Raw genomic sequence first — 21,759 nt, forward strand, 5'->3', positions numbered from 1 at the left:
GCCCAAGTTACTCTTCGATAAAGGTCCACTCATCCTTGACCCGGCTGATGGCATCGGTCCGCTTTTTGGCGAGCTGCTCCTTGATCTCTTCCCCTTTGAAACCGGCCGCCACTATCTCTTTCACCGGCACCGCCTGGGCGGCAGCCAGCGCTTCGGCCACATAGTCCGGCTCGGCGTAGACCCGCTCCTCGAAACCGGTACGGCCATGGAAGTCGGCGCGGCAGGCATCCAGCAACTGGGCAAAGCGCTCGGGGCGACGCCAGGCATCTGCCTTGTCAAACACCTTGAGCAGGGTGGCGGGCTTGAGCTCAAAAGCGATATGGATGTGGGTGTGCAGATCGCTCACCAGCAGCGCCAGATCCCGGCACTCGTTGGGAACCCGGAACCGCTCGCACAGGGCGCGAATAAGCGGCAGCCCCTTCTGGCCGTGACCGTGATGGCTGGGCCAGAACTTCTTGGGGGTCACTCCCTTGCCAAGGTCGTGGCAGAGGGCGGCAAAGCGCACGGTCAGCTCGGGGGAGATCCGGCACGCCTGCTCCAGCACCATCAGGGTGTGGATGCCGGTGTCGATCTCCGGGTGCCACTTGGCTGGGGCGGGGACGCCAAACAGCGCATCAATCTCTGGGAACAGCGCCTTGAGGGCACCACACTGGCGCAGCACCTCGATAAAGATCTGCGGGGTCGGCCCCAGCAGCACTTTTTCCAGCTCCTTCCAAACCCGCTCCGGCGTGAGGTGGGCCAGCTCGCCAGCGGCCGTCATCTCGCTCATCAGGGCGAGGGTTTCCGGCGCTATGGTAAAGCCCTGAGCGTGGAAGCGGGCGGCGAAGCGGGCGACCCGCAGGATGCGCAGCGGATCTTCGGCAAAGGCAGGGGAAACGTGGCGCAGCAGCCGCTTTTCCAAATCCTCAATGCCACCGTAGGGATCATGGAGCTGGCCCTGATCATCTTCGGCGATGGCGTTGATGGTGAGGTCCCGGCGCAGCAGATCCTGCTCCAGCGTCACATCGGGGGCGGCGTGGCAGACAAAGCCGGTGTAGCCCTGACCCTGTTTGCGTTCGGTACGGGCGAGGGCATACTCCTGCTGGGTTTTGGGGTGAAGAAACACGGGAAAGTCGCGACCGACCTGGGTAAACCCCAGCGCCAGCATCTGCTCCACGGTGGCGCCGACCACCAGATAATCCCTGTCGCCCTGCGGCAATCCCAGCAGGCGATCCCGCACTGCGCCCCCAACCAGATAAGTCTGCAAACCGTCTCTCCCGTCATCAATCGTGGGGCCGAGTATATCGTCTTTGTTACCGCTTTGCTGCCTGGCCACCACCTGCCCGCAGCGTCAGTCAGCGCGGCTTTGACTTGGGCGTGACGAGGCCTTACGCTGCCGCACCAGACAGCTGACGCTGTGCGCGGGATGACTTTATGCCCACGCAGGCCAGATGAGCCGAAGGAACCGCAGAGTTCCCCATATATCAACGACATGAGAACAACGTGAATCAATCAACCTTCGCAAGCCGGGTTCTGGAGTGGTACGAGCTTCATGGCCGCAAAACCCTGCCCTGGCAGCAGGAGAAGACCCCTTACCGGGTCTGGGTCTCGGAGATCATGCTGCAGCAGACCCAGGTCGCCACAGTCATCCCCTATTACCAGCGTTTTATGGCGCGCTTCCCCGATGTTGTGGCGCTGGCCGATGCCCCTGTCGATGAGGTGCTGCACCACTGGACCGGGCTTGGCTACTACGCCCGGGCCCGCAACCTGCACAAGGCGGCCCAGCAGATCCGCGATCATCACCATGGCCTCTTTCCCGAGCGCTTTGACGAGGTGATGGCGCTGCCGGGCATTGGCCGTTCTACCGCCGGGGCCGTGCTGTCGCTCTCTCTTGGTCAGCCTCATGCCATCCTTGATGGCAACGTGAAGCGGGTACTCACCCGCTGGCTGGCGCTGCCGGGCTGGCCCGGTCAAAAACAGGTGGAGAACGAGCTGTGGGAGATCGCCATCCGGCTCACCCCCAAGCTGGGGGTGGCGCAATACAATCAGGCAATGATGGATATCGGGGCGACGATCTGCACCCGCAGCAAGCCAGCCTGTGATCGCTGTCCGGTGCGGGCCGATTGCCAGGGGCTGTCGCAAGGCAAGCCTACCGCTTATCCCAACAGCAAGCCCAAGAAGAGCATTCCGGCCCGCGATGGCATCATGCTGCTGATCCGTCACGGCGATGAGTTGCTGCTGGAGAAGCGGCCGCCACAGGGGATCTGGGGCGGGCTCTACTGCTTCCCGCAGGTGGCCTCGCTGGCGGAGGTGGATGGTCTGCTGGCGTCCCTCGGCCTGAGCCATCACAGTTATCGTGAACTGGCCGGTTTTCGCCATACCTTCAGCCACTTCCATCTCGATATTCAGCCGCTGCTGATTGACATTGATGAGGCGCAGCCGCTGCGGCTCATGGAAGCAGATAACCGACTCTGGTATAACTTACGCCATCCTGCCGAGGTGGGGCTGGCGGCCGCCACGGCCCGTCTGCTCGCCTATCCAGAGTTACAACCATAGAGGTCAACATGAGCCGTACTGTATTTTGCCAACGCCTGAAAAAAGAGGGCCCGGGTCTGGATTTCCAACTCTATCCCGGTGAGCTCGGCAAGCGGATTTTTGACAACATCAGCAAGGAAGCCTGGGCCGAGTGGCAGAAGAAACAGGTGATGCTGATCAACGAGAAAAAGCTCAACATGATGAATCTTGAGCATCGCCAACTGCTGGAAAAAGAGATGGTCAGCTACCTGTTTGATGCAGGTGAAGTGCAGATCGAAGGTTACACCCCGCCTGCCCAGTAAGCTCTCCGGCTGTTGTACGTGTGAACAGGTGCGGGAATGGCGCCACACTGGCGTGACCGCTCCTGAAGTCGCAGCAAATGAATGATGGGCAGCTCTGCTGCCCGGTTTGAGGATCCTATGGGCCGAATTTTTTGGCTGCTGTGCACCCTGCTGTTTCTTTCTGCCTGCTCATCTTCCCCCAAGCCCAGCGGGAGTGAGGATGACGATCTGGTCAACGGCAAGGACATCCGCGGTTTTGAACACATGATCAGCGCGCTCTCCCATAACGTGAACGAGATATGGGGGCGGGAGGCGCTGTTTGCGGGCAAGTTTGACTACGTCAAATACACGGATCAGTACAAGAGCCGGGCCCACATTGACTTCTCCAGCGGCCACATCATGGTAGAGACGGTATCTGGCATCGATCCCCGCGCTCACCTGCGTCGCGCCATTATCGAGACCCTGCTGACGCCGGACGATCCGGCCGAAGTGGATCTTTACTCCGATCGGGAAATTCTGACCGGCGGCGAGCCTTTCCTCTATGGTCAGGTGCTGGACAACCAGCGCCAGCCAATCCGCGCCTCCTGGCGCGCCGAGCGTTATGCCGATTACCTGCTCAACACTGCGATGAAGAAGCGCACTTTGGGGATTCGCACCATCTTCTTCGTTGATATTCCCATGGTGGCCAACCATGAAGATCGACGGGGCTACAAGTATGCGGGGATCATCCGGGAAGCGTCGCGCAAATACGGCGTGCCGGAGAGCCTGATCTATGCGGTGATCAAGACCGAGAGCAGCTTCAACCCCTATGCGGTGAGCCATGCCAACGCTTATGGCCTGATGCAGGTCATTCCGGCTACGGCTGGGCGTGACGTCTATGTGCGAGTCAAGGGCAAGAACGGCCAGCCGACCCGGGAGGAGCTGTTCAACCCGGCCTACAACATCGATGTCGGTACCGCCTATCTCCACCTGTTGCAGACCGTCTATCTGGCGGATATCGAGGATCCGCGCTCCCGTCGCTATGCGGTGATCTCCGCCTATAACGGTGGTGCGGGCGGGGTACTCAATACCTTCTCCAGCGATCGCAAGGCGGCGCCGGGCCGGATCAACCGGCTCTCCCCCGAGGCGGTCTATCAGGTGTTGACCGAGCAGCATCCCAAAGAGGAGGCGCGCCGTTACCTCTACAAGGTCAATCAGGCCGAGAAGGGGTTCAAGAGAGCCTTTGCCAGTCGGGCCGGTTAAGCTGTGACGCTGGGTTAACCATGCAAAAGGGCGCTTGATATCAAGCGCCCTTTTAACGTCTGGCCAGTTCATCGTTGAAGTGGCCTTATTTGGCGATAAAGCCGCCCTTGGTCTGCGGGGCCGCGCCCACTTTCTCCAGGGTTTTCACTTCCACTTCGGTTTTGTTCCAGCTGTGGTCCACTTCACCACGGATGCGGATCTGATCATCCGGGCCCACTTCGGTGCCACGCCACACATCCTGATCCACTTCGACCTCCACCTCACCGCTGGCATCGCGGAACAGATAGTTCTCGCCGCCCAGGTGCTTGACCAGTTTCCCTTCCAGGGTGGCCCAGCTGTCATCGGCCAGATCTTTCAGCTGAGCAACGGAAACCTTGTTCTGCTCTTGCGGGCCTGTGTAGGCCGCCATGGCAAAAGAGGAGACAGACATCAGGGTCAACAGTCCGATTACGCTTGCGCTTGCCTTGTTCATTTCATACTCCTGTCGTTGGTATGAGGGCATTGTGCCGGGGGGGGCGTGAAACAAGCGTGAAAGAAATAGGCTGGTGTGATTGTCTGTTTTGTGAGCGCAAGCGATTTCATCGGTGGCGGAACATGTGTGATTTCATCTGGAACTGTAATCTGTCGCCTTCACCAGAAGTCAGTGGCAGCAGACTCTTCCCATGCCTGTCGCCACTCGAGGAGAAGTCCGCAGGTCTCACCTGCTTAATCGAAGAGCATAACAATATGAAAAAATGGCTTGTTTGTTTATTGGGGTTAATGGCATTGACCGCGCAAGCGGCAGAGGGACGCCAACCTTTTTCCCGGGTTGTGATGTTTGGTGACAGCCTCTCCGACACCGGCAAGATGTACAAGAAGATGCGGGGGTATCTCCCCTCCAGCCCACCTTACTTCAACGGGCGTTTCAGCAACGGCCCGGTGTGGCTGGAGCAGTTGGGTGACGAGCGCTTCCCCGGTCTGGTCGTGGCCAACGAGGCGGAAGGCGGTGCGACCGCGGTGGCCTATAACCATCTGGGGGCTCTGAACGGCTGGCTCGGTTTCTGGTCCTGGGATCCCAAATATCAGGTGATCAACAACCTCGATTACGAGATCGATCAGTTCCTGAAAAAGGACAAGTTCCGCCCCGATGATCTGGTGGTTATCTGGGTCGGTGCCAACGACTATCTGGCTTATGGCTGGAACACCGAGCGGGATGCGGATCGGGTGATCGATACCATCCGGCTGGCATCCAACCGGTTGGTGCTCAACGGCGCGCAGCAGATCCTGCTGTTCAACATTCCTGATCTGGGGCAGACCCCGTCAGCCCGCAGTATGAAGGTGGTGGAGAAGGTGCGCCATGTGGCCAGCTACCACAACCAGAAGTTGCAGAACCTCACTCGAGAGCTGGCTCCCCTTGGCGTCGTGAAGCTGTTCGAAGTGGACAAGCAGTTTGACGAGATGATGCGCGATCCTCAGCTGTTCGGACTGAGTGACACAGAACACGCCTGCTACGGTGGCGGCTATACGTGGAAGCCGTTCTCCGGCAGCGCCGCCGAGGTGGCTGCGACCCCGGCTTTGAGTGTCTCCGAAAGAGTGGCTATTGCCGGTAACCCGCTCCTGGCGCAGGCGGTGGTGAGCGGGCAGGCAAAAGGGCGAGCTGCGACTCTCAACTGCGATGAGCATATGTTCTGGGATCAGGTGCATCCGACCAGGACGGTGCACAAGGTACTGAGCCAGCGTGTTGCTGACTTTATCGATCAGCACTACGAGTTTGTTCGTCACTGATATCGCTTCGGGCCAGCATGTTGCTGGCCTTTTTCTCCTATCTATCCTCATCAGTGCGTCTTTTTGCGTCACATTCAGTTCATATAACAAACGTTTGTTGCTGTTTTTGTAACGTGGTTGCGTTAGAGTGTTTTTTGTTAATTGATATCAGTGACTTGAAAATAGGCTAACGTTGATATGCTGCGATCGCTTTTGGGTGGTTGCACCTATAAGACGAGGTGATATCAATCAACCTCCTCCTACATAAAGTTGCAGAGGCTCAAACATGAAAAAATCATTGATTACCTTGCTGGTTACCGGCTTGCTGGCGGCCAATGCCCAGGCTGCCGGTCAAGACAACACCTGGTATGGCGGTGCCAAACTGGGTTGGTCCAACTTCTACGGCATTGATGAAAGCAACAGCTTTACCCTCGGCAATGAGACCAATGATGCTCTTGGGGCTGGCGTATTTGCCGGCTATCAGCTTAACAAGAACCTGGGTATCGAGTATGGCTACGATTATCTAGGTAAGTACAAATATGATGCCCGCTCAGCGACGGGCGCAGCGTTGCAAGATGAAGTTCAGGCCCAACTTATTCATTTATCATTGAAGCTGGGCTTCCCTGTAACTGATAGCCTCGACCTGTACGGACGTATCGGCGGTGGTTATGCGGCCGCTAATAGTGACCTGAAAGGGGGTGATGGCCGGTTCAACTTTGTCAGCGCGCTGGGTGCCGAGTATGCGTTCAATCGTGACTGGGCTGCCCGTCTTGAATATCAATACACCACCCCCTACGGCAGTCGAGACAATACCGGGTTGCGTATGGACAATGGCCTGCTCTCTGTGGGCGCAGTCTATCGCTTTGGTCAGGTTGCCCCTGTGGCGCCCGCTCCGGCTCCGGAACCTGCTCCTGCACCTGTGATGGTTGAGAAGCAGTTCACCCTGAGCTCCGATGTGCTGTTTGACTTCAACAAGGCGACCCTCAAGCCAGAGGCCAGTCAGGCACTGGATAGCCTCTATAGCCAGATTGAAGAAGCACGACCCAAAGATGGCGTGGCAACCGTAATTGGTCACACCGACCGTATCGGTTCCGATGCCTACAACCAGAAGCTCTCCGAACAGCGTGCCCAGACCGTTGCCAACTATCTGGTTGGTAAAGGGATCCCGGCCGCCAAGATCAATGTGGAAGGGCGTGGTAAATCCTCACCCGTTACCGGCGACAGCTGCGTCAGCAAGTCCAAGCGTGAGCTGATCGTCTGTCTGGCTCCGGATCGTCGTGTTGATGTGAAAGTCGAAGGTGTCAGCGAGGTGCAGGAGTAATCCTTCACACTGAGCTGATCTTCACTGGGGCTGGAATGAACAGCCCCTGTCGGAGCAAGAGAGACCAAAAAGCCAGTCAGTTGATCTGACTGGCTTTTTACATTGGCATTGCGGTCGGGCTGGGGACTAAATCAGGAAGGGAGCGGCATCACCCGGTTGCGCCCCAGCTCCTTGGCCTTGTAGAGCAGCTTGTCGGTACGTTCGACCAGACAGTCTGCGCTCTCCTGACCGTTGAACTCGCCCACGCCAAACGAGGCTGTGATGTGGTCGATGCGGCGGCCCGATTTGCGATCCAGAATCGACATCCGCTCGATAGCGCGGCGCATGCTTTCCGCCATCTGTCTGGCCAGCGCCAGCGAGCGATGGGGGACCAGCATGGCGAACTCCTCCCCACCCAGCCGATAGGCGGTGACCCCCTCCTTGCAGGCATCGCGCAGCCGTTTGCTGAAGGCGCGCAGTACCTGATCGCCGAGCAGGTGACCGTACTCGTCGTTGAAGTTCTTGAAGCGATCGATATCGGCGAGGATCAGCGAGAAGGGGTGCTGGCTGCGGATCAATCCTTCCAGCTCCAGATCGAAGGCGCGGCGGTTGAGCAGGTTGGTGAGGGCATCCTCGTTGGCCAGTTTGCGTGTCTCGTTGAGCGCGGCCCGCAGTTCCTTGATCTCTTTTTCCGCATTGCTGAGCTGGTTGCGAAAGTGCATGGTGGACATGCGCACATCCCGCGATTCGCGCACCAGCTCCCGCAGGATCCCCATGGTGTCTTCCAGACTGAAACCCTCATCGTCGATACGGCTCAGCTTGTCGAAGCTCTTGTCGAGCATCTCCTGAAACATGCCGGTATCGGAGATGGCGTCCTGCATGGAGTGGCCAAGCTCGTTGGCCATGGCGGCGAGACTCAGTTTCATCGCCTCCATCTGCTTCTCGTCCTGAGCGGCCAGATACTGGTGATAGAGCCGCTCGCAGGTGGTGAGTGAGCAGGTTCCCTGCATTTTGACTGCCTGATCAATCGCCTGGTTGAGCTCGGGCATGCTGGCCGAGACATAGTTGTACCACAGGTGGTAATTGTCCGGCGTCGTGGGGATCTGGTACTTGATCATCAAGGGAACCGCCTGTTTGAGATAGGCGGCGGATTGGGCAAATGTGTCCTTACTCATGAGTTCTGTGTCTCATCATGCCAGCGAACTGAAGATAGTATGACAGAGAGATTGGCCAAAAGGCAGCCGATGGATGCCATTCGCCCCCCCCTCCGATATAATGGCACCGTTACCACCTACCCTAAGGCCTGCTTATGTCTCAAAAAGATCCTTTCCTCGAACGCGAGGCCGAAAAATACGAGAATCCCATCGCCAGTCGCGAGATGATCCTCGACCTCATCAAGGGCCACGAAAAACCCATGTCACGGGAAGAGCTGGCCAAGGTTCTCAAGCTGACCGATGAAGAGCCACTGGAAGCCCTGCGTCGCCGTCTGCGTGCCATGGAGCGCGATGGACAGCTGGTCTTCACGCGCAACCAGTGTTATGCCCTGCCGGATCGCCTGAATCTGGTCAAAGGTTATGTAATCGGCCACAAGGATGGCTTCGGTTTTCTGCGTCCGGAAGGTGGTGGTCCGGATCTGTATCTGAACAACCGAGAGATGCAACGCCTGATGCATGGCGATTACGTGCTGGTGCAGCCGACCGAGATCGACCGCAAGGGTCGTCAGGAAGCGCGTCTGGTGCGCCTGCTCAAGTCCCGTGAGGCAGACATTGTCGGCCGTTACTTCGTCGAGAATGGTGTTGGTTTCGTGGTGCCGGATGACAGCCGTATCGGCCAGGACATCATCATCCCGGAAGGGGAGAACAAAGGGGCTCGCCAGAGCCAGGTCGTGGTTGTGCGCATCAATCAGCGCGCCACCTCCCGCATCAATGCCGTCGGCACCGTACTGGAAGTGCTGGGCGAGAACATGGCGCCGGGCATGGAGATCGAAATTGCCCTGCGTACCCACGGTATCCCGCACACCTGGCCGGAAGAGGTGACCAAAGAGGTTGCCGGTCTCGGTGAGCAGGTGCCGGAGAAAGCCAAAGAGGGCCGCATCGACCTGCGCGCCCTGCCGCTGGTCACCATCGACGGCGAAGATGCCCGCGACTTCGATGACGCTGTCTTCTGTGAAGCCAAACGCGGTGGTGGCTGGCGTCTGTGGGTTGCCATTGCTGACGTCTCCGCTTACGTGAAGCCCGGCACGGCGCTGGATGCCGAAGCGTATCAGCGTGGCAACTCCGTCTACTTCCCCGAGTTCGTGGTGCCCATGCTGCCGGAGGTGCTCTCCAACGGCTTGTGTTCCCTGAACCCGCAAGTTGACCGCCTCTGCATGGTGTGCGAGATGACCATCTCCGCCGCTGGTCGCATGTCCGGCTACAAGTTCTACGAAGCGGTAATGAACTCTCACGCCCGTCTGACCTACACCAAGGTTGCCGCGATCCTCGATGGCGATCCCAAGCTGCGCCAGCAGTATGATCCGCTGGTGGGCCACATCGAAGAGCTGAACAACCTCTATAAGGCGCTCAAGCATGCCCGTCACCAGCGTGGCGCGGTGGAGTTCGAGAGCGAGGAGACCCGCTTCATCTTCAACGCCCAGCGCAAGATCGACCGCATCGTGCCACTGGTGCGCAACGATGCCCACAAGATCATCGAAGAGTGCATGATCCAGGCGAACGTGGCTGCTGCCCGTTACATCGAGAAGAACGAAGCCTTTGCCCTGTTCCGGGTACACGATCGTCCTGGCGAAGAGCGTCTGACCGGTTTCCGCGACTTCTTGGCCGAACTGGGTCTGGAGCTCAAAGGCGGCCTCGAGCCCGAGCCGAAAGACTTTGCCGAGCTGGCCGCCAAGTTTGAAGGGCGCCCGGATGCGGAGCTGCTCTCCACCATGCTGCTGCGCTCCATGCGTCAGGCCATCTATCAGGCCGACAACATCGGTCACTTCGGTCTGGCGTTGAAGTCCTATGCGCACTTCACCTCACCGATCCGTCGCTATCCCGACCTGATCCTGCACCGGGCGATCAAGTACCAGACTGCCAAGGAGCAGCAGGGCAACCTGCGCCACAAGTGGACCCCGAGCGGTGGTTATCACTACCAGCTGGAAGAAGTGGACCCGATGGGCGAGCACTGCTCCATGACCGAGCGCCGTGCCGACGATGCGACCCGAGACGTGGCCGACTGGCTCAAGTGCGAGTACATGCTGGATCACGTGGGTGACGAGTTTGACGGCGTTATCGCCAGCGTCACCGGCTTTGGCTTCTTCGTCCGTTTGGCTGAGATCCATATCGATGGTCTGGTGCACGTCAGCACCCTCACCAACGACTACTACCAGTTTGATCCCCTGCACATGCAGCTGATTGGCGAGAACTTCCGCCGTCGCTACCGTCTGGGCGACAAGGTGCGGGTCAAGGTGATGGGCGTGAACCTGGATGATCGCAAGATCGACTTCGTGATGGTGGAAGAGCCGCTCAAGGCCACCGGCAAGAACGCCAAAGAGATGGCGCGCAAGCAGGCCGAGATCAAGAAAGAGAAGGCCAAGAGCGCCCAGCGCCACGAAAAACGTAAAGAGGGCAAGGATCACGGCAAATCCGACAAGGGTGGCCGCGCCAAACCGAGCAACAGACGACCGAGCAAAAAGGCTCGCGATAAGGCCAAGAGCACTAAATGAGTACTGAACTGATCTACGGCATTCACGCTGTATCCGCGCTGCTGGAGCGCACCCCGGAGCGTTTCATCGAGGTATGGGCGCTCAAGGGGCGGGATGACGACCGGCTGCAACCTCTGCTGACCGAGCTGGAATCCCTCGGCCTCAAGGTGCAGAGCGTGAACCGCAAGACCCTTGATGACAAAGCGGAAGGCAACAATCACCAGGGCATCATGGCCCGGGTGAAAGAGGCGCCGAAGCTCGCCGAGCACGATCTGGCCAGCCTGCTGGACGAGCTGGCGGCACAACAGAGCCAGCCCTTCCTGCTGGTGCTGGATGGCGTGACCGATCCGCACAATCTCGGCGCCTGCCTGCGCAGCGCCGATGCTGCCGGGGCTCATGCGGTCATCGTGCCGCGGGATAAGGCTACGGGTCTCACCCCGATCGTGCGCAAGGTTGCCTGTGGCGCGGCCGAAGTGGTGCCGCTCATTCAGGTCACCAACCTGGCCCGCACCCTGCGCGAATTGCAGGAGCGCGGCGTCTGGATTGTCGGCACCGCTGGCGAGGCCGATCACGACCTCTATCAGGCCAAACTGACCGGCCCGATGGCGCTGGTGATGGGTGCCGAAGGTAAAGGTATGCGTCGCCTGACCCGCGAACATTGCGACGAGCTGGTGAGCATCCCGATGGCAGGGGCGGTATCCAGCCTCAACGTCTCGGTGGCAACCGGCGTTTGCCTGTTTGAAGCCGTGCGTCAGCGTCGCGGTTAATCATGTTGACTGACAGACCCCCCTTCGATTGGGCGCAGGTCGCAAATAAAGAGGAGGCCGCGCGCCTCCTCTCTTTTGCCCGCCCGCTGGCCCTCAGCCCGAAAAGCTGCCTCTGGCACGCTGGCGACAGCCCGGATCTGCTGGTCAGGGTGGAGCAGGGGCTGCTGCGGGCCAAGCTGGTGCTGGAGGATGGCCGCGAGTACATCAAGGAGTTCTACTGGGAGGGGGACGAGTTTCTCGACTTCCACCACCTGCTTAGTGGCGAGCCAGCCCGCTACAGCGTGGAGGCGCTGGAGCCCTGCCATCTGCAGCTGTTCAGTCTGGCTGACCTGCGCCAGCTGCCCGGCTGGCTGCGCTGGTACCAGCACCTGTTGGAGGTGCAGCTGCGCATCAAGGAGGAGAAGGAGCAGTTGCTGCTGACCGGCAGCCCGCAGGCGCGCTACCAGCACTTTCTCGACAGTTTCCCTGCTCTCGATGCCAGAGTGCCAGACCACCAGATTGCCGCCTATCTTGGCATTACTCCCATCAGCCTTAGTCGCATTCGCAAGCGGCTGAAAGAACTTAACAAAGGTTAATGCAGGGCGCTGGCGCCACGATTATGCTGGCAGGCCGAACTGATAAGGAGTTGCCGATGAACTGGATCCTGAAACCCTGGTCTGAACTGACCACTGACGAGTTGTATGAGTTGCTGGCGCTGCGGGCCGAGGTGTTCGTGGTGGAGCAGACCTGCCCCTTTCAGGATCTGGACGGGCTGGATCGCCGCGATGGGGTCTGGCACCTGCTCGGCTATCAGGGCGACCAGCTTGCTGCTTACGCGCGGATTATGGCGCCCGGCATCGGCGATGAGAGCGGCGCCGCCATCGGCCGGGTGGTGACCTCACCCAAGGCGCGTGGCGGCGGTCTCGGTCACCAGCTGATCAGCGGGGCGGTCAAGGCGTGCGAGGCGCGCTGGCCGACTCACAGCATCTGGCTGGGGGCACAGGCTCATCTGCAAGGCTTCTACGGCCAACACGGTTTTGTGGCGGAAGGGGAAGGCTATCTCGAAGATGATATCCCCCATATGGGAATGCGCAGAGTGGCGGCATAACCACTCGTCAGAGTGATTCAGAATGCAGAAGGGCCATCCCGCGGGATGGCCCTTCTCTTTATTGCCAGGCGATCACTTCTTCTTTTTTTTCTTGGCGGACTTCTTCTTGTCGACCGGCTTTTTCTTCTTCACCGGTACCCGCGCTTCCTTGTGTTTCGGGCGCAGCTCGTCGATCACCCGGCGCTTGAGGCGCTCCTCGGTGTAGCGCTCGATCTTGGCGACCATCGCCATGTCGTGGGCTTCTACCAGGCTGATGGCACAGCCACGGTTGCCGGCGCGGCCGGTACGACCGATACGGTGGACGTAAACATCAGCGCCGTAGGGCATGTCGTAGTTGATGACATGGCTGACGTTCGGCAGGTCGATGCCGCGGGCGGCGACGTCGGTGGCGATCAGGAAGGGTACTTCCCCTTCGTGGAACTTGCGGATCGACTCGATACGCTTGCTCTGCTCCATCTCGCCACGGATCCAGGCGCAGGAGATACCTGCCGCCTGCAGCTGGCCGGAGAGCTCCGCCAGACGCTCGCGAGTCTTGACGAAGATGATGGCTTTCTGGGTTTCCGGATCTTTCAGGATGTGGGTCAGCAGCGCCAGCTTGTGGGCGGCGTCATCGGCCAGATGGATCCACTGGGTGATGGGGCGACGTTCGCTGCGGGGAGGTTCGGCATGCAGCTCCACCGGATCCTTGAGGATCTCGTTGGCGAACTTCTCAAGGCCGGCCCCTTCCAGGGTCGCGGAGAAGAGCATGGTGTGCTTGCGGTAGCGCGCCTCTTCCACGATGCGGTTCACATCCTTGATAAAGCCCATGTCCAGCATGCGGTCCGCTTCATCCAGCACCAGCACTTCGATGTCGTGGCTCTCGAACTCCTCTTTCTCGATGTATTCGAGCAGACGGCCCGGGGTGGCCACCACGATGTCGGTGGTTTTGGTCAGGGCAGGCAGCTGCTCTTCATGGCTGACGCCGCCGATGATGGTCTCGATGCTGAGGTTGGTGTGGGCCGCCAGCGCCTTGGCGTGGGCGGTCACCTGCAGGGCCAGCTCGCGGGTCGGGGTCAGGATCAGCATGCGGCAGGGGCCCGGCTTGCGGCGCGGGAAGTCCAGCAGGTGCTGGAGTGCCGGCAGCAGGAAAGAGGCGGTCTTGCCGGTACCGGTCGGAGCGGATGCCAGAATATCGCGGCCGTCCAGGGCTGGCTCCAGCACCATCTGCTGGATGGTGGTGGGGCGGGTGAATCCCATCTCGGCCAAGGCCCGGTTGAGGGCTGGGTGCAGGTCGAAATCATCAAAGGACTGGCTCATGGCAATACTCGGTCATTAAGGAAACGGCAGATTATAGGCGATTATCTCGTCGGCTCCTATTGGTGAGTGTGTCTTAGCCGCTATAATCGCCCACCATTTTTGCAGATGACGGGGGCCAGATGGGACGTAGTCGCGGATTTACCTTCAAACAGTTCCATATCAATCACGATCGCTGCGCCATGAAGGTGGGTACCGATGGCATTTTGCTCGGTGCCTGGGCGCCGGTCGAACAGGCGCGTCGAGTGCTCGATATCGGCACCGGCAGCGGCCTGATCGCCCTGATGCTGGCCCAGCGCAGCAGATCTGACTGCCGTCTTGATGCGGTCGAGCTGGATATTAATGCGGCCAGTCAGGCGCGGGAGAATGCGGCTGCTTCTCCCTGGGCCGATCGGGTGACCGTCATAGAGAGTGCCATTCAGGATTATCAGGCCGCCCCTTACGATCTTGTCGTCTCCAACCCTCCCTATTTCTTGGCAGGCCAGTCATTTAGCGATCCGGCGCGGGCGTTGGCCCGCCATACCGGCGCCCTCGACAGCCACGCATTACTGGCGGCCTGCAATCGTTTGCTGAGCCCGAGCGGGCGGGTAGCGCTGGTGCTGCCGACGGCGATGGCCGATGAAATTTTATGCATTTCGGCGAATTATGATCTGCATGGCATTTGTTATACAGCTGTTATCACCAGAGAGGGTAAAGAGGCAAATCGTGTTTTATTGCTACTTGGCAGAGGATTAAACAGGTGTGAGAGGGGTGAAATTGTGATCCATTCTGCTGATGGGGCCTATTCCGACAGATATATCCAACTGACCAACCCCTTCTATTTGAAGATGTAAATTTCGTCTTGAACTATTTTTTCACGCCATTATGCTGGTTCCAGATCGAGCGCCCGCTCCAGACCAGCTAAAACCACTGGTTGCGATGAAAAAACATGCGGGGCTCTTTTTTTATACCCCCTGAACACACCCGGTCAGCGACCGATAAAAACTATAACAAGCAATAATTTACAAGACAGACGAGGTTGAACTTGACGAAATCACTCACATTGTCCGATGTACTCGGATTAGGGTTTATGACCTTCGCCTTCTACCTGGGCGCCGGTAACATCATTTTCCCGCCGTTGGCCGGTTACATGGCTGGTGAGCACCTCTCCCTGGCGATGTTTGGCTTCCTGGTCACTGCCGTGGGCCTGCCTCTGGTGACCATTCTGGCCGTGGCGAAAGCCGGTAACGGCTGGGCTGGCATGACCAAGCTGCTGCCTGCCGGTGTTGCGACTGCGCTGGCCGTTGCCATCTATATCATCATAGGCCCGGCCTTTGCCGCGCCCCGTACCGGTCTGGTTGCCTACGAGATGGGCCTCAAGCCGTTCATCGGTGACATGGGGCAAGCGGGTCTGGCGGCCTATACCGTGATCTTCTTTGGTGTGGCCATTCTGGTCTCCATGAACCAGGGCAAGCTGATGGACGCCATCGGCAAATACCTGACTCCGGTACTGATGCTGCTGCTGCTGACTCTGGCTATCGGGGTATTCGTAGCACCGCAAGGCTCCATGCCGGATGCGTCCGGTGACTATCAGAACAGCCCGTTTGTGAAAGGGATCCTGGAAGGCTACAACACCATGGACACCCTGGCGTCCCTGATGTTTGGCGCTCTGATCGTCGATCTGCTGCGCCAGAAAGGCATCAACGATTACAAGAGCCAGTTCAAGTATCTGGCCATTGCCGGCCTTATCTCTGCCGTTGGTCTGAGCGTGGTGTACGTCTCCCTGTTCCAGCTGGGTAACACTGCAGCCGGTGTGGCGACCGATGTCAGCAACGGTGGCGCTATCGTCAACGCCTACGTACTGAGCCTGTTTGGTCAGCCGGGTCAGTTCATTCTGGCGGCCATCATCACTCTGGCGTGCTTTACCACTGCAGTCGGTCTGATCTCCGCCTGTTCCGATTTCTTCCACAATCTGACCGGTATGGCTTACAAGAAGCTGGTGGTGTTGCTGGGCGTTATCTGTGCCGTGGTGGCCAACGTGGGCCTGAGCCAGCTGATCAGCCTCTCCATTCCGGTGCTGGTTGCCATCTATCCCGTTGCCGTGGCGCTGGTACTGGTCACCTTCCTGAAGGGTTACTTCGGCCGTCCCCGTCTGGTGTTCCGTGGGGTGTTGATGGTTGCCTTCCTGTTCGGTTGCCTGGATGGTCTGGGTGCTGCCGGTATGAAGATGGATGCGTTTGCCTTCCTGCCGCTGTTCGACAAGGGCCTCGCCTGGCTGATGCCGACCCTGCTGGCCTGCGTAGTTGGCGTGATGGTGCGTCCGACCGAGATGGCTGCCGAAGCAGCCTGATCACTCCCGATCTGATATTGCCAAGAGCCTGCCCCGTGCAGGCTCTTTTGTTTTCTGTGAGCCTCGCATTTCACCTCGCTTTGCTGCCGTAATTGTCACCGTACGCAGATAGCACCTGAGCAGCCGTATTTGGCCGCTATAACCTGTCCCCCCCTTCTCACCTCCCATACGCCACATGCGACACCTGTTTATGGAGCGCTGAGTTATTCGGCGATTAATTCCACAGCGGTAAATTGTTTCAAGATATTAATTGGTGATTGAGATCGAACTCCTCTTCTTTATGCTAAAGGTGGTGCGCCTCATCCGGTCCGCGGGCCGTGTGGGGGCGAGAGGTATTGTTACCGGTTATCTGCCAGGCAGTGGGTGCAATCAATAACAAGCTGATAAGGCAGATGAGGTTGAGTTTGACGAAATCATTGAAGTTGTCCGATGTATTCGGATTGGGGTTTATGACGTTTGCCTTCTATCTGGGGGCAGGCAATATCATTTTTCCGCCGCTGGCCGGTTTTATGGCCGGTGAGCATCTGCTGGCCGCCATGTGCGGCTTTTTGCTGACGGCAGTGGGTTTGCCGCTGATCACCCTGATTGCGGTGGCCAAGGGGAGCTCGGGGGGCGGCGCGAGTGGCTGGACCGGAATGACCCGCTATCTGCCCGCCGGGGCGGCGACGGCGCTGGCCATCGCCATCTATATCATCATGGGACCCGCCTTTGCCATTCCCCGCACCGGTCTGGTCGCCTACGAGATGGGGCTCAAGCCCTGGTTTGGCGATACCGGTCATGCGGGACTGCTGATCTACACCCTGAGTTTCTTTGCGCTGGTGATCCTGGTGACGCTCGATCGGGGCAAGCTGCTCGATGCGGTCGGCAAGTATCTGACCCCAGCCCTGATGGCGATGTTGTTCATTCTGGCGGTCGGGGTCTTTATGACGCCGCAGGGCACCATGCCTGATGCCAGCGGTGAGTACATAGATGCAGCCCTGACCAAAGGGATGCTGGAGGGGTACAACACCATGGACACCCTGGCCTCCCTGATGTTTGGCGCCCTGATCATCGGGTTGCTGCGCCAGAAGGGGATCGAGGATTATCGCAGCCAGTTCAAATATCTGACCATTGCGGGCTTGATCTCGGCGGTCGGGTTGTCGGCGGTGTATGTCTCGCTCTTTCAGCTGGGCAACAGCGCCGGTGGGGTGGTGAGCGATATCAGCAACGGCGGCGCCATCGTCAATGCCTACGTCCTGAGCCTGTTTGGCCAACCGGGGCAGTTTATTCTGGCTGCCATCATCACCCTGGCCTGTTTTACCAGTGCGGTCGGCCTGCTCTGTGCCGGTGCCGACTACTTCCATGGCCTGACTGGCTGGGCCTATCGCAACTGGGTGATCCTGCTGGGGGCGCTCTGTGCACTGGTGGCCAATGTGGGGTTGAGCGAATTGATCGGCCTCTCCATCCCGGTGCTGGTGGCCATCTATCCGGTTGCCATCGCGCTGGTGCTGGTGACCTTCCTCAAGGGATGGTTTGCCCAGCCACAGCTGGTGTTTCGCGGTGTGCTGACGGTCGCCTTTCTGTTTGGTTGCCTCGATGGGCTGGGGGCTGCCGGGATAGCTATGGACGGTTTTGCCTTCCTGCCGCTGTTCGACAAGGGGCTTGCCTGGCTGCTGCCGACTTTGCTGGCCTGCATCGTCGGCATCCTGGTGCGGCCACGCGGGAAGCTGGCTGCCGAAGCGGCTTAATTCAGAAACAACGAGATAGCAAAGAGGCCAGCAACTGCTGGCCTCTTCTGTTTCTGCCGGATCCGTTACCGGATCAGATTTGCGGGCCTGACGGCTTGGGTTTGCCCTCCAGACCATACCAGTGGGTTTCTACCCGTCCGGCATGCCACTCGAAGGTGCCCCAGGGCTGCTTGGCTTCCCAGCGCGGGAAGTTGATGAGCACCCGGTTATCTTCGTACTTGTAGAGGGAGGTGCTGATCTGAATGTCCGACAGGATCAACAGCAGGGCCCAGTAGATGAAAATCCATTTCAATGCTTTCCACATAGGGTTACTCGAAGCAGATTTCGATAGTGGCGCGACCGAAATCCGATTCGAACGGCATCATGATCTTGGTGCCATCGGCACGGTGGGTAATGGTGTGGTTGGGACCGGAGACGATGATGGGGGTCGCCATGTCAAACTCGTAGCCCTTCTCGCCCAGCATCCGCTTGGCACCGCCGGTCACCATGTTGGTGATTTCACCGACCATGTCGGTCACCTCTTCGTTGATGTTGGCGGGAGCTTCCCCCAGCATGCGGCGCATGATCTCCAGCGCCAGCCCCTTCTCGAAGCTGATGGAGAGGGAGCCACGGGTCTGCGGGCCGACCATGCCGATCAGGCCGGAGACGTCGCCGCGCGCCAGCTCATCCATCTTGCGTTTCGGTTTGCCCGGTTTGAGTTCCAGCTGTGCCATGGTCGAGAGCACATTGAGCAGGGATAGCAGGAACGGATTTACAAAATCAGCCTTCATGATGACTTCCTACAGTGGGCGTACAACGGGCACATTGGCCATGTGCCTCTATCGTCTTATTGGTAATAGTAAAACCATGCAAGTGGGCCTGCTCGGAAAACGCGCTATCGATCGCCGTATCGTGAAGCTCGACCACATCCCCGCACTCGTCGCAGATCAGCAACTGCATCGGGTGAGCGTGATCGAAGTGGCAGCAGAAGATAAACGCGTTGAGAGATTCCACCTTGTGAGCAAAGCCCTGTTCGAGCAAAAAATCGAGTGCCCGATAGACGGTTGGCGGCTTGGCATTGGCTTCGGTTTGTTGCAGCTGGGCCAACAAATCATAGGCGCTGATGGCGTTGCCGTGTGCCGCCAGCAGGCGAAATACCTGACGTCGGGTCGGGGTGAAGCGGATCCCTCGCTGTATACAGAGTCGCTCGGCTCGTTGTAAAAGTTGGTCTTGATTCATGATCGCGCAGATACCCTTTCTATTAGCCGGATACTATCACAGGGCCTCGCATGGCGCGGCGACAAAATTCATTTTCTGGGGCTGCTTCACGTTGTGATAAAATCCGCCCCTTTCTTTAGCCAACCCGGATGATTTTTATGCAGGCGCAGCGTTTTTCCATCGCCCCCATGCTGGATTGGTGAGATTTTTTCTCTAGCCCTTATCAAGCGCGGCCTTCAATTTCCGTGGGGCAGATATGGGGCAGGTGGTTGCCAAAACGGCTTTAATCAGGGGGGTTCTCAAGCCTTTCAGCTCTTCTTGTCTACTCTGCGAATATGTCCCAACAACTTTGTTCGTTAAAGACAAAAATCAACATCATCAACAGGTTATGTTGATGACCATTTGATTATACCCACTCGAGATCTTAAGAGCGAATAGGAGGGAACATGGGTAGGAGCATCGTCATACGGTTCTACCTATATGCCTTCCTTGAGCTGTTTGCTGTGCTAGCAGGAGCGCCTACCACCTGACCCAGGCCACTGACAAAGACAAAAAATGAAAAAAGCCCGCGATTCGCGGGCTTGCCCTTCCAGAAGATTATCTTCGAGCCTCCATCTTCGTGATCGCAGTTAGCCTGCGCACTTCTTTCTCTCTCTGCTGATCTATATAGCTGGCTAAGTCTGTCAGGTGCACCAGATAGTCGCTCTTTTGGCTGGTTCTGAACGTCGGGATGGGTAACATCCCGGCATTTGCTCGCTGTCTGGCTGTTTGATATGACAGACCAAAATAGTCACTACAAATGTCTTTAAGCGGCACGACAGGTTTCTCGTATTGCGCCAAGAGCATAAAAACGGTTTGCATGCTGTCACCTCACAGCAGAGTTGGTGGAACTGGGAAAACCGGGAAATCCATTAATCCACCTCCAGCTCGGTCAGACCTCTCTTGATACGTTCTGGCCAGATGGCAAAATAGCGGGCCGATTTTTTCTCCTGTATGACTTTGAGAGTCAATCTATCTAACTCATTGAATTGCAACCAATCTCTTTTAACTAATCGCAGCATCTGTGAGCGGTATTGAGGGCGCAAATTCAGAGCTTGTTTCAGCACGTCAGTTTTGACTAACCATTGCGACTCCCCTTGATACGTTCGACTGTAACCAACACTAGAGCTCAGTCGGCCCTCCAGGGGTCTTATATACGGCCCCCAGCCCTGTATGGCTGCTTTCAGCATACAGAACAACCGGTAATCCTCAGTGTCCAGACCATGACCGCGGTTTTTTAGCCATAGATTAAAACAGTGCTCAACAGCATTCGCAGAGTGGTGGTCGAGCCACGGCAGGAGATTGAACTGGTTAGCCATGACCAATGCGGCCTCAACTAGGGCAAACCGACGAATTACCCGCATCACCTGGGGGCTAATATGGTAGCCCAAGAGAGTCTCGGCATTTTCCTTCATGAGTGCACAGCGATACGAGTGGTGCTGCAAAACCTTGCGCGTGAGTTCAGCTTCATCGTAGCCAGCTAGTCGATTTATCCATGCCGAAAACAGGGATCCATAGTAACGCTTGCAGCGTCTCTGCAATTCATCTGCCAGCAAATCTGGCCCATTGTGACCATGGAGCGCATCAAACACGCCATGTTGACCAACAGCGGGTATTTCAACCACCCGACTCAGCTGTCCAGCCAGCGGTACTTTACCCAGTTGCGCCATATGCTCCTCCAGAGTCACCTCTCCGTTAGATAAGGCAATGGTTCGCCAAGGTTCGCCTATGGCCAGCTGGCCAGTTTCGTTGGCTCTAAGCTTGGGTCGCCCGTTGCATATGGAGTAGACGGCAGTATCCACATCCTCGGCCCTTGCTTGAGATAATTCATCCAGAAAGAGGGGGACATCGTGGTGAAGTGCTGCGGCCGCAGCCAGACCATTCGCAGTACTCAACCATGTTCTCATGATCGATTCATCACCTAGTACTGACGTTGCGACCTTCAAGGCCGTAGATTTGCCTGACCCTGAATCACCATATATGTGGAAAATCGTGTTTTCGACACCTGAGCTGCTGAGCAGAGGTGCACTCAAAGCGGCTCCACAGCAAAAAATCAGCAGCGGATTACCAATGCAGACCTCTCCAATTTCTTCCTGCCACTGTTCCAGCGTGCCAGATGACCGTAGTTCCATATCCATCCCCTTGCGTAGCAGATACAACTTTGTGCGATCTCTGTGGGCACTCCAGCCTGGAGTGACAAAACCTTCTTGATGCCACCCGGTTCGTTCAACACAGATCGCAGGTTCCGCACGTTGGATCTCATCGAGTAGATAACGCTGGATACGTGGCCAAGCGTGAGGGTTTAGCTCCAATGGATAGCCTGAGTCGAGCAGCATTTCCCGAACCTGCCTACTGTTATCACCCTGGAGATGCCGAATAAGGACAATATCTTGCAACTGAACACCGTCCAGGTTCTTCCACTCCAGTAAAATGCCGTAGCTGCGTCTCTGATCTGAAGAGCGGGTTCGAGCCAGCACGTTGATATAACCCCCTAGCTTGACCCAGCGTTCGGACTCCCTGCATTCCAGTGCATCCGGCAGTAATCGAAATTCCATAAG

At 57.9% G+C, this 21,759-nt stretch carries 21 protein-coding genes; 12 read left to right on the plus strand and 9 right to left on the minus strand.

The genetic code is table 11. The features are described 5' to 3' along the window. Window positions 1-7 precede the first annotated feature (7 nt). Window positions 8-1,246, minus strand: coding sequence for a multifunctional CCA addition/repair protein (locus tag AB5Z05_RS17395; RefSeq protein ID WP_368152394.1), 1,239 nt, complete (start codon window positions 1,244-1,246; stop codon window positions 8-10). A gap of 236 nt (window positions 1,247-1,482) precedes the next feature. Between AB5Z05_RS17395 and mutY the strand changes: the two genes are divergently transcribed. The 3 genes from mutY (at window position 1,483) to mltC (ending at window position 4,037) form a co-directional block, all read left to right on the plus strand. Further along, on the plus strand, window positions 1,483-2,535 hold the full coding sequence (gene mutY / locus AB5Z05_RS17400; RefSeq protein WP_139495088.1) for an A/G-specific adenine glycosylase: 1,053 nt from the start codon (window positions 1,483-1,485) through the stop codon (window positions 2,533-2,535). A gap of 8 nt (window positions 2,536-2,543) precedes the next feature. After that, the gene (locus AB5Z05_RS17405) at window positions 2,544-2,816 is read left to right on the plus strand and encodes an oxidative damage protection protein (protein WP_005335828.1); all 273 of its coding nucleotides are present in this window, start codon (window positions 2,544-2,546) and stop codon (window positions 2,814-2,816) included. A gap of 117 nt (window positions 2,817-2,933) precedes the next feature. Further along, a complete protein-coding gene (mltC, locus tag AB5Z05_RS17410) occupies window positions 2,934-4,037 on the plus strand; it encodes a membrane-bound lytic murein transglycosylase MltC (protein ID WP_042052484.1) in 1,104 nt (367 codons plus the stop codon). Between the two features lie 85 nt (window positions 4,038-4,122). On the opposite strand, the gene AB5Z05_RS17415 is transcribed toward mltC, so the two are convergent. Beyond that, on the minus strand, window positions 4,123-4,509 hold the full coding sequence (locus tag AB5Z05_RS17415; RefSeq protein ID WP_005335826.1) for a YgiW/YdeI family stress tolerance OB fold protein: 387 nt from the start codon (window positions 4,507-4,509) through the stop codon (window positions 4,123-4,125). 254 nt (window positions 4,510-4,763) lie between these two features. Here AB5Z05_RS17415 and AB5Z05_RS17420 point away from each other — a divergent pair, with 254 nt between their 5' ends. Continuing rightward, complete coding sequence (locus AB5Z05_RS17420; protein WP_368152398.1) at window positions 4,764-5,801, plus strand: SGNH/GDSL hydrolase family protein; 1,038 nt, start codon at window positions 4,764-4,766, stop codon at window positions 5,799-5,801. Between the two features lie 265 nt (window positions 5,802-6,066). After that, entirely contained in the window at window positions 6,067-7,101 is a 1,035-nt protein-coding gene (ompA, locus tag AB5Z05_RS17425; RefSeq protein WP_042052454.1) for a porin OmpA, read from the plus strand. Window positions 7,102-7,232: 131 nt separating this feature from the next. Here ompA and AB5Z05_RS17430 read toward each other — a convergent pair whose 3' ends face one another. Then, window positions 7,233-8,255, minus strand: coding sequence for a GGDEF domain-containing protein (locus tag AB5Z05_RS17430; protein ID WP_019445736.1), 1,023 nt, complete (start codon window positions 8,253-8,255; stop codon window positions 7,233-7,235). A 134-nt stretch (window positions 8,256-8,389) separates the two neighbouring features. Here AB5Z05_RS17430 and rnr point away from each other — a divergent pair, with 134 nt between their 5' ends. The 4 genes from rnr to AB5Z05_RS17450 are packed head-to-tail and all read left to right on the plus strand — an operon-like array spanning window position 8,390 to window position 12,616. Further along, window positions 8,390-10,783, plus strand: coding sequence for a ribonuclease R (gene rnr, locus AB5Z05_RS17435; RefSeq protein ID WP_368152401.1), 2,394 nt, complete (start codon window positions 8,390-8,392; stop codon window positions 10,781-10,783). Then, on the plus strand, window positions 10,780-11,529 hold the full coding sequence (gene rlmB / locus AB5Z05_RS17440; RefSeq protein ID WP_040093937.1) for a 23S rRNA (guanosine(2251)-2'-O)-methyltransferase RlmB: 750 nt from the start codon (window positions 10,780-10,782) through the stop codon (window positions 11,527-11,529). Before rnr ends, rlmB begins: the two co-directional genes overlap by 4 nt. Before the next feature lie 2 nt (window positions 11,530-11,531). Continuing rightward, window positions 11,532-12,104, plus strand: a complete 573-nt coding sequence (locus AB5Z05_RS17445) for a Crp/Fnr family transcriptional regulator (RefSeq protein ID WP_368152402.1) — start codon at window positions 11,532-11,534, stop codon at window positions 12,102-12,104. Window positions 12,105-12,160: 56 nt separating this feature from the next. Further along, window positions 12,161-12,616 carry a GNAT family N-acetyltransferase gene (locus tag AB5Z05_RS17450; protein ID WP_368152405.1) on the plus strand — a complete coding sequence of 152 codons (456 nt, stop codon included), beginning with the start codon at window positions 12,161-12,163 and terminating at the stop codon, window positions 12,614-12,616. Window positions 12,617-12,688: 72 nt separating this feature from the next. Here the strand turns inward: AB5Z05_RS17450 and srmB are convergent, their stop codons facing one another. Beyond that, window positions 12,689-13,912 carry an ATP-dependent RNA helicase SrmB gene (gene srmB, locus AB5Z05_RS17455; protein ID WP_005335816.1) on the minus strand — a complete coding sequence of 408 codons (1,224 nt, stop codon included), beginning with the start codon at window positions 13,910-13,912 and terminating at the stop codon, window positions 12,689-12,691. A gap of 119 nt (window positions 13,913-14,031) precedes the next feature. Here srmB and AB5Z05_RS17460 point away from each other — a divergent pair, with 119 nt between their 5' ends. The 3 genes from AB5Z05_RS17460 (at window position 14,032) to brnQ (AB5Z05_RS17470) (ending at window position 17,965) form a co-directional block, all read left to right on the plus strand. Then, window positions 14,032-14,742 (plus strand): tRNA1(Val) (adenine(37)-N6)-methyltransferase, encoded by a 711-nt coding sequence (locus AB5Z05_RS17460; RefSeq protein WP_368152407.1) that lies wholly within the window; start codon window positions 14,032-14,034, stop codon window positions 14,740-14,742. 191 nt (window positions 14,743-14,933) lie between these two features. Next, window positions 14,934-16,238, plus strand: coding sequence for a branched-chain amino acid transport system II carrier protein (brnQ, locus tag AB5Z05_RS17465; RefSeq protein ID WP_005335813.1), 1,305 nt, complete (start codon window positions 14,934-14,936; stop codon window positions 16,236-16,238). 449 nt (window positions 16,239-16,687) lie between these two features. After that, window positions 16,688-17,965, plus strand: coding sequence for a branched-chain amino acid transport system II carrier protein (brnQ, locus tag AB5Z05_RS17470; RefSeq protein WP_368152458.1), 1,278 nt, complete (start codon window positions 16,688-16,690; stop codon window positions 17,963-17,965). A 73-nt stretch (window positions 17,966-18,038) separates the two neighbouring features. Here the strand turns inward: brnQ (AB5Z05_RS17470) and AB5Z05_RS17475 are convergent, their stop codons facing one another. From AB5Z05_RS17475 to AB5Z05_RS17495, 5 genes are all read right to left on the minus strand, one after another. After that, on the minus strand, window positions 18,039-18,269 hold the full coding sequence (locus AB5Z05_RS17475; RefSeq protein WP_368152410.1) for a hypothetical protein: 231 nt from the start codon (window positions 18,267-18,269) through the stop codon (window positions 18,039-18,041). A 4-nt stretch (window positions 18,270-18,273) separates the two neighbouring features. Continuing rightward, a complete protein-coding gene (locus tag AB5Z05_RS17480) occupies window positions 18,274-18,735 on the minus strand; it encodes a chemotaxis protein CheX (RefSeq protein ID WP_005335807.1) in 462 nt (153 codons plus the stop codon). Beyond that, entirely contained in the window at window positions 18,725-19,183 is a 459-nt protein-coding gene (gene zur / locus AB5Z05_RS17485) for a zinc uptake transcriptional repressor Zur (RefSeq protein WP_005335805.1), read from the minus strand. Before zur ends, AB5Z05_RS17480 begins: the two co-directional genes overlap by 11 nt. Window positions 19,184-19,759: 576 nt before the next feature. Beyond that, window positions 19,760-20,023, minus strand: a complete 264-nt coding sequence (locus tag AB5Z05_RS17490) for a pyocin activator PrtN family protein (protein WP_045523228.1) — start codon at window positions 20,021-20,023, stop codon at window positions 19,760-19,762. A gap of 50 nt (window positions 20,024-20,073) precedes the next feature. After that, window positions 20,074-21,756 (minus strand): DUF927 domain-containing protein, encoded by a 1,683-nt coding sequence (locus AB5Z05_RS17495; protein WP_368152413.1) that lies wholly within the window; start codon window positions 21,754-21,756, stop codon window positions 20,074-20,076. Window positions 21,757-21,759 lie beyond the last annotated feature (3 nt).

Source organism: Aeromonas sp. R2-4, assembly GCF_040908365.1.
Classification (GTDB): domain Bacteria; phylum Pseudomonadota; class Gammaproteobacteria; order Enterobacterales; family Aeromonadaceae; genus Aeromonas; species Aeromonas veronii.

Excerpts from the sequence above, each read along its gene's own strand:
- AB5Z05_RS17405 (WP_005335828.1), top strand. The coding sequence starts at position 2,544 with ATGAGCCGTACTGTATTTTGCCAACGCCTGAAAAAAGAGGGCCCGGGT.
- mltC (WP_042052484.1), top strand. The coding sequence starts at position 2,934 with ATGGGCCGAATTTTTTGGCTGCTGTGCACCCTGCTGTTTCTTTCTGCC.
- AB5Z05_RS17415 (WP_005335826.1), bottom strand. The coding sequence starts at position 4,509 with ATGAACAAGGCAAGCGCAAGCGTAATCGGACTGTTGACCCTGATGTCT.
- AB5Z05_RS17420 (WP_368152398.1), top strand. The coding sequence starts at position 4,764 with ATGAAAAAATGGCTTGTTTGTTTATTGGGGTTAATGGCATTGACCGCG.
- ompA (WP_042052454.1), top strand. The coding sequence starts at position 6,067 with ATGAAAAAATCATTGATTACCTTGCTGGTTACCGGCTTGCTGGCGGCC.
- AB5Z05_RS17430 (WP_019445736.1), bottom strand. The coding sequence starts at position 8,255 with ATGAGTAAGGACACATTTGCCCAATCCGCCGCCTATCTCAAACAGGCG.
- rnr (WP_368152401.1), top strand. The coding sequence starts at position 8,390 with ATGTCTCAAAAAGATCCTTTCCTCGAACGCGAGGCCGAAAAATACGAG.
- rlmB (WP_040093937.1), top strand. The coding sequence starts at position 10,780 with ATGAGTACTGAACTGATCTACGGCATTCACGCTGTATCCGCGCTGCTG.
- AB5Z05_RS17445 (WP_368152402.1), top strand. The coding sequence starts at position 11,532 with ATGTTGACTGACAGACCCCCCTTCGATTGGGCGCAGGTCGCAAATAAA.
- AB5Z05_RS17450 (WP_368152405.1), top strand. The coding sequence starts at position 12,161 with ATGAACTGGATCCTGAAACCCTGGTCTGAACTGACCACTGACGAGTTG.
- srmB (WP_005335816.1), bottom strand. The coding sequence starts at position 13,912 with ATGAGCCAGTCCTTTGATGATTTCGACCTGCACCCAGCCCTCAACCGG.
- AB5Z05_RS17460 (WP_368152407.1), top strand. The coding sequence starts at position 14,032 with ATGGGACGTAGTCGCGGATTTACCTTCAAACAGTTCCATATCAATCAC.
- brnQ (WP_368152458.1), top strand. The coding sequence starts at position 16,688 with ATGACGTTTGCCTTCTATCTGGGGGCAGGCAATATCATTTTTCCGCCG.
- AB5Z05_RS17475 (WP_368152410.1), bottom strand. The coding sequence starts at position 18,269 with ATGTGGAAAGCATTGAAATGGATTTTCATCTACTGGGCCCTGCTGTTG.
- AB5Z05_RS17480 (WP_005335807.1), bottom strand. The coding sequence starts at position 18,735 with ATGAAGGCTGATTTTGTAAATCCGTTCCTGCTATCCCTGCTCAATGTG.
- zur (WP_005335805.1), bottom strand. The coding sequence starts at position 19,183 with ATGAATCAAGACCAACTTTTACAACGAGCCGAGCGACTCTGTATACAG.
- AB5Z05_RS17490 (WP_045523228.1), bottom strand. The coding sequence starts at position 20,023 with ATGCAAACCGTTTTTATGCTCTTGGCGCAATACGAGAAACCTGTCGTG.
- AB5Z05_RS17495 (WP_368152413.1), bottom strand. The coding sequence starts at position 21,756 with ATGGAATTTCGATTACTGCCGGATGCACTGGAATGCAGGGAGTCCGAA.